The organism is uncultured Succinivibrio sp. (assembly GCF_902756765.1).
In the GTDB taxonomy this organism is placed as follows: Bacteria; Pseudomonadota; Gammaproteobacteria; order Enterobacterales; family Succinivibrionaceae; genus Succinivibrio.
This window is the reverse complement of sequence record NZ_CACVSS010000123.1, coordinates 1-4,252: the sequence shown is the minus strand read 5'-3', so window position 1 is coordinate 4,252 and position 4,252 is coordinate 1. Positions and strand designations below refer to the sequence as shown.

Genomic DNA, 4,252 nt, shown 5'->3' with positions numbered 1-4,252 from the left:
TGTAGCAAGATGAGATTCAAGATTCTCCATCTCACGGGACTGAGAAACCTTCATCTGACGATAGGTTCCGTCCATAACAACTTCCTGATCAGCAGGACCAGAGTTTATCAGTCTTACGAACTCTTTGAAACCGGATGAATAAATGACCTCAAGACCAATAAGATCCTGACCTTTCTTGATACATTCCTGATAAAGGTTGTTAAGATCAATTCCTGACCAAAACTTATCTTCAAACTCATCAGCCTTTGCTCTGGCTGCCTTATAGGAATTTGATTTTGAAAAAATAATTGTCCATGATGCAATAGATAATCCGAGCAGGAACAGCATAACGATCTGTACAAGCGGACTTGCATTAAATATAAGGTGAGTAATTGATAATGAACCTGAAGTATCCATTTTTAGATTTTTACCTCTAGATGAGAAACATCCTCTGGAACAAACTGCTTGATATATTCAATTGCCTCTTTAGGCATGGTTGCTGGCTTATGTTTTGCCATATCAACGAATGCAATGCTACATTCAAACTCAAACAGCAGTTCGTCGTGCTGATTATAAACTTGTTGAAAAATTTTTAAACTTGCAAAGCGAGCTTTTGTTGGAATACAGGTTATCCTTAGCATGTCATCAAGTCTGGCAGAACTGATGTAGTTGCCCTTGATGTTTTTTATAACAAAACCCTTTTTATCCTCAAGCATGGAAGACTGAGAAAGCCCCATTCCTCTTAGCCAGTCTGTTCTGGCACGCTCACAGAATTTTAAATAGTTGGCGTAATAGACGATCCCACCTGCATCGGTGTCCTCGTAATAAACGCGGGCATTTATGGAAAATGTTTTGGCTGACATTAAATTAAGATCCTTTCTGCAGTCCGAACTTTGCATAAGCTTTAGCTGTAGCAACTCTTCCTGTTCTTGAGCGCTGAACATAGCCCTGCTGGATAATATAAGGCTCCACCACATTCTCCAGAGTATCTCTATCATGCCCCAAGGATGCAGCCAGGCTTTCAATTCCCACAGGACCGCCGTTAAAATCTTCGATTATACAGCGCAAATACTGCCTGTCAAAGTCATCGAATCCATCCTCGTCAATTCTTAACATTGATAGTGCAGCTCTAGCTAACTCAAGAGTAATAACACCATTTCCCTTAACCTGGGCATAATCTCTTACTCTGCGCAGCAGTCTGTTGGCAATACGAGGAGTTCCTCTTGATCTGGAGGCAATCTCCATTGAGGCATCTTCTGTAATTTCAACATTGAGCTTTCTTGCTGAACTTCTGATAATAATATTTAGTTCTTCCGGAGCATAAAACTTAAGCTGCAGAATTATACCAAAACGAGCTCTAAGTGGTGATGTCAGTGTACCAGCTCTGGTAGTTGCACCTATAAGAGTAAAGGGATTAAGACTGATTTTGATTGATCTTGCAGATGGACCTTCTCCAGTCATGATATCAACCATGTAATCTTCCATGGCGGGATATAAAAACTCCTCGATAACAGGAGAAAGGCGATGAATTTCATCAATAAAAATCACATTTCTTGGCTGAAGATTTGTCAGAAGAGCTGCAGCATCCCCCTTCTTTTCCAAAGCAGGACCTGAAGTCTGAGAAATACCAACAGACAGTTCATTGGCAATAATATTTGATAAAGTGGTTTTACCAAGTCCTGGAGGACCGAAAATCAGCACATGGTCAAGAGCATCTCCTCTTAGTTTTGCAGCCTTTAGAGCAATTGAAAGCTGCTCCTTAACCTCGGTCTGACCTATATAATCATCAAGGCACTGAGGACGTAGGGCTCTGTCCTCTGATGCTCTTAAATTCTCAGAGAGCTCCTCCTCTGGAGTTTTCTCCGGACGTATAACAGAATCCACAGTCAGAGTGTCTGCAAATATTCCCTTCTCATCTAGTGCCATAAATTATGATTTTCCTTTTGAAATCAGAGCAAGTGCAGCAACAATAATCTGCTGAGTAGAAAGAGAACGATCTTTGGATACCACTGCCTTTACATATTTTACTGAATCTGATTCACGATAACCTAAGGCGGTCATAGCGGCAACAGCATCATTAAAACTGTCGCTCTGCTCAGACGTTGCTGAGGACAAATCAATACTGATATCAGAACCAGGCAATGCAAATTTCTTAAGATTATCCTTAAGTTCAACCACCATTCTTTCAGCTGTTTTTTTACCGACACCTGGAATCTGTTCAAGACTCTTTGACTGTTCAGAAATCACTATCTGAATGAACTCGTCAACTTTAAATGTGGATAGCACAGCCAATGCCATTTTAGGACCAACACCATTTACCTTTATAAGGATTCTGAAAAGAGAACGCTCTATAACAGAAAGAAATCCGTACAGGATTTGAGCATCTTCTCTTACGATATGCTGTGTATATACAAAGCAGGATTCACCGACTTTCAGACTGCCTAATGAAGAAACCGGCATATCTACTTCGTAGCCCACACCATTAACATCGATAAGAGCTGTAACTCCATCGATTCTTAAAACTTTTCCTGATAAACTTCCGATCATTTGAATTTATTCTGTAATCTTCCATGGATAGAGGAAGTATCTGCAACATCCTTACCCATTGCTGTTGTAATCTGGTTTGTAAAACAGTGGCAGAGAGCACATGCAAGACCGTCAGCAGCATCAGCCTGAGGATTGCCGCTTAATCTGAGAATTCTTTTAACCATGTACTGGACCTGCTCTTTCTCGGCCCAACCATACCCAACAACAGCCTGTTTGATCTGCATTGGAGTATATTCAAAAACACTTAGACCAAGATTTGCGCCAGCTACAATTGCACTGGCTCTTGCCTCAGATAGCTTCACTGTAGACTGGACATTTTTGGATAGAAAGGTTTCCTCGACAGCCATTGCTGTAGGATGAAACTGTTCAATCAGAGAATAGACTCCGTCATATATAATCTTCAGTTTTGATGCCAGATCTCCGTCTCCGGTTTTTATACATCCAGAACCGAGATAGTTAGGTGTATTACCTACATACTCGACAATTCCGTATCCGGTAAACCTAGAACCAGGATCAATTCCAATAACTACTGAAGACATGCGCTTTCTACAAACATACTGTATTAGGCCAATGTTGAGAGCTACGAAAAAAAGCAGCCCGATAAAGCTTAATACTCAAAAAGATTTGATTATAAAACTATGCAAAGTTGGACGAGTTATTCCAATACTTAGAATTATATCATTATTTTTATTTTTTCCTTTTAAAAAATGGGACATTTACGAAGCTGTATAACTGATTTACACCGTTTAATCCAATACCTCTTTCCTATAACAAAATCATATGCTTATATGAGCATTTGCTCACAGAAAAATATGAAAAAATTTATTACTAGTAAGCATATACTAACAGTAAATCTGTGACATAATTATCAGGTTTAAGAATAGGAATTCAAATGTATTTTTTTAATAGTAAAAAACAGTTTAAAGCATATTTTCTTATCATTGCTTTTATTTCCTTTAGCTGTTTTTTCAATTTCTATAAGACCAGTTTCGCTGCCCATCACTGCGATCATGAAGATCACTGTGTTATATGTGCATCGCTGCACCTTATTAATAACGAGTTCCCTACTCCACTTGGAGCAAGCTTAAATAACAATTTTCTGCTTTTCACTATAGGTATTTTCCTATACACAGCTATTCTGTACAAGAAAACAGTTATCAGGGCTACACCAGTTTCAAACCGTGTAAAGAAGTCGGAATAAACAATAGTCCAGGGGCTTTTTTTTATTCCATTTTTTTACGAGGTCTATATGTTTTTTCATAAATTAAAATCATTTTTAGCTTTAACATCAGGAATTGCTATTCTTACCTGCTCTCAGAATGTCATGGCAAAGGAGCTGAACATCATCGCAACAAACTTTCCTCAGTATGATTTTGTTAAAAACATAACTAAGGATAAGGCAAATGTAACCATGCTTCTTAAAATAGGGGCAGAAGCTCACAGTTATGAACCTACACCAAAGGATCTGATTGCAATTGAAAAATCAGATCTGTTTGTTTACAACGGTGGAGAAAACGACGAGTGGATTGAAAATTTCCTTAAGGGCAACCTCAGCAAATTAAACTCCTTTGCCTTTACAAAGGAAGTTTCTCTCAGAGCTGAAGAAGAGGTTGAGGGTATGCAGCCAGAGGCTGAGGAAGAACATGAGGATGGAGAGGAACACGGTTTTGACGAACACGTCTGGACTTCTCCAAAAAACGATGAGGTTATTTTGGATAAACTCTGT

At 39.0% G+C, this 4,252-nt stretch carries 6 protein-coding genes and 1 pseudogene; 2 read left to right on the top strand and 5 right to left on the bottom strand.

All coding sequences use genetic code 11. The annotated features are described in order from the left end of the window. The 5 genes and pseudogenes from QZU45_RS11055 to ruvC form a co-directional block, all read right to left on the bottom strand. Positions 1 to 396: pseudogene (locus QZU45_RS11055) on the bottom strand (Tol-Pal system subunit TolQ); the annotation flags it as partial. Between the two features lie 2 nt (positions 397 to 398). After that, positions 399 to 842 (bottom strand): YbgC/FadM family acyl-CoA thioesterase, encoded by a 444-nt coding sequence (locus QZU45_RS11050; RefSeq protein ID WP_083396927.1) that lies wholly within the window; start codon positions 840 to 842, stop codon positions 399 to 401. A gap of 4 nt (positions 843 to 846) precedes the next feature. Then, positions 847 to 1,905 (bottom strand): Holliday junction branch migration DNA helicase RuvB, encoded by a 1,059-nt coding sequence (ruvB, locus tag QZU45_RS11045; RefSeq protein WP_083396926.1) that lies wholly within the window; start codon positions 1,903 to 1,905, stop codon positions 847 to 849. 3 nt (positions 1,906 to 1,908) lie between these two features. Next, entirely contained in the window at positions 1,909 to 2,526 is a 618-nt protein-coding gene (ruvA, locus tag QZU45_RS11040) for a Holliday junction branch migration protein RuvA (RefSeq protein ID WP_074840625.1), read from the bottom strand. Continuing rightward, a complete protein-coding gene (gene ruvC, locus QZU45_RS11035) occupies positions 2,523 to 3,065 on the bottom strand; it encodes a crossover junction endodeoxyribonuclease RuvC (protein ID WP_294997756.1) in 543 nt (180 codons plus the stop codon). Before ruvC ends, ruvA begins: the two co-directional genes overlap by 4 nt. A 353-nt stretch (positions 3,066 to 3,418) precedes the next feature. Between ruvC and QZU45_RS11030 the strand changes: the two genes are divergently transcribed. Together QZU45_RS11030 and QZU45_RS11025 are read left to right on the top strand one after the other, a co-directional pair. Further along, on the top strand, positions 3,419 to 3,727 hold the full coding sequence (locus tag QZU45_RS11030; protein ID WP_294997757.1) for a hypothetical protein: 309 nt from the start codon (positions 3,419 to 3,421) through the stop codon (positions 3,725 to 3,727). A 48-nt stretch (positions 3,728 to 3,775) separates the two neighbouring features. Further along, the coding region (locus tag QZU45_RS11025; RefSeq protein WP_295355266.1) for a metal ABC transporter substrate-binding protein at positions 3,776 to 4,252 on the top strand (477 nt) is incomplete at its 3' end.